Source organism: Vibrio genomosp. F10 str. 9ZD137 (assembly GCF_049974785.1).
Taxonomy (GTDB): Bacteria; Pseudomonadota; Gammaproteobacteria; order Enterobacterales; family Vibrionaceae; genus Vibrio.
In genome coordinates, this window is record NZ_JBNGCJ010000725.1 from 1 (window position 1) to 1,645 (window position 1,645).

1 protein-coding gene and 2 pseudogenes are annotated in these 1,645 nt (G+C 44.9%); 2 read left to right on the plus strand and 1 reads right to left on the minus strand.

All coding sequences use genetic code 11. The annotated features are described in order from the left end of the window. A partial coding sequence (locus tag ACP45E_RS17250; protein ID WP_069585318.1) for an MATE family efflux transporter occupies positions 1-1,198 on the plus strand: 1,198 nt, incomplete at its 5' end. Between the two features lie 36 nt (positions 1,199-1,234). Next, a pseudogene (locus ACP45E_RS17255) lies at positions 1,235-1,456 on the plus strand (siderophore ABC transporter ATP-binding protein); the annotation flags it as partial. Between the two features lie 26 nt (positions 1,457-1,482). On the opposite strand, the pseudogene ACP45E_RS17260 reads toward ACP45E_RS17255, so the two are convergent. Further along, a pseudogene (locus ACP45E_RS17260) lies at positions 1,483-1,645 on the minus strand (DUF2391 family protein); the annotation flags it as partial.

The window sequence follows — 1,645 nt, forward strand, 5'->3', positions numbered from 1 at the left end:
CTCAAAATGGCTGTTTGTCGCGATTATGATCGCAGCGGGCGTTGGCTCGGCGAATGGAATATTAGTGGCGCAATATTGGGGAAGAAGTGACCGTTCTTCGGCTAAAACCGTGACCATGATGGCGCTCAAATATGGTGCAAAGCTGATTGTGCCTGCGACGGTGATCATTACTCTGTTTTCAAGCTCAATTATGCTGTTGCAAACGACGGATGTGAGTGTGATCGAATTGGGCTCTGAATATTTATGGTATGCATTGCCCGTGTTACTGCTCACTCACATCATTATCGTAATCGAATCAAGCTTACGTTCTAGTGGCAATGCGATGCTACCATTGATTCTGGCGGCGATCACGATTGCGATTAATATTGCATTGAATTATTTATTAATTAACGGCGGCTTTGGCATACCAGCGTTGGGAGCAGCAGGCGCTGCGTTGGCGACCAGCATATCCAGAGCATTGCAAGTGGCGATGTTTGTTTTCATCTTATATCGTCGCCGCCATTGGTTATTAACCGCAGAGACACTGGAGTGTGGCGCTCGACTGATGAACTCATTTAAGTCGTTAGCGGTTCCTACTATGTACAATGCCGTATTGTGGGCAATGGGGACGCTAAGCTACCAAATGATATTTGGGCACATGGGCACCACAGAATTAGCTGTGTTCAGCATGTTAGGGCCTTTTGAACTGCTTTGTTACTCGGCGTTTTTTGGAATTTCTACAGCCTGCTCGGTACTTTTAGGTCAGAGCCTTGGGCGTGATGATTTTCAACAAGCCGTAGCTATGACTCAGTTTTTTATCAAGTTTGTTTTGAGTGTCGGTTTGGCGGTGAGTTTGGCCATCACTTTAGGAAAAGAACAGGTCATATTGTGGTTGAACCTAGATGATCCATCGTTATACGCACTGGCTTCTCCGGCACTGGGTTTATTTGCGATGATCATCTGGCTGAGAATGCTAAACATGGTGATCATCAACGGTATATTACGTGCGGGTGGTGAAAACAAGTTTTGCTTAAGAATGGACTTTATTTCGATGTGGATGATCGGTATTCCGTTAACCACGATCGGGGCTTTTGTGTTTGACCTGCCGTTTGCCTCTGTGTTTGCATTGATGCTGGTGGAAGAAGTAGTGAAGTTTGGTCTGTGTTTCCAACGATACTTACGACGCACATGGGTAAACAACTTAACCATCAGTGCGTAATACAGTTAGCGTGCAATAAAGTTAGTACTTAATGTTCAAAAGCTTGCTCGAAAGATGAATAAAGCGGTGGTCGTCGTTATTCACGACATTAGCTTTGCCGACTGCTATTCCGACATCATCATAGCGTTGAAGAAAGGTAAAGTCGTCGCCATTGGCCTAATAGAAGAGGTGATTCAGGCGGATGTGCTCGCGGATATATACGAAACATCGTTTAACATTGTGGAAGTCAATGGCCAACGGATGTGCACGTATTATTAAAATGGACTTCATCGACTTACTAACGATTATTCTTTGTCAAAGCTGTCGACGATAATCGCTCCCATTGATGCTGGCATTGTAATCACAATGATCCGATTCATAGCAACGCCAGGATCGACGAAAAGAGGCAATTTATCAATACAATACAACACCAAGGCAACGACGAAAGCCGCAGATCGGAAGAGCGGT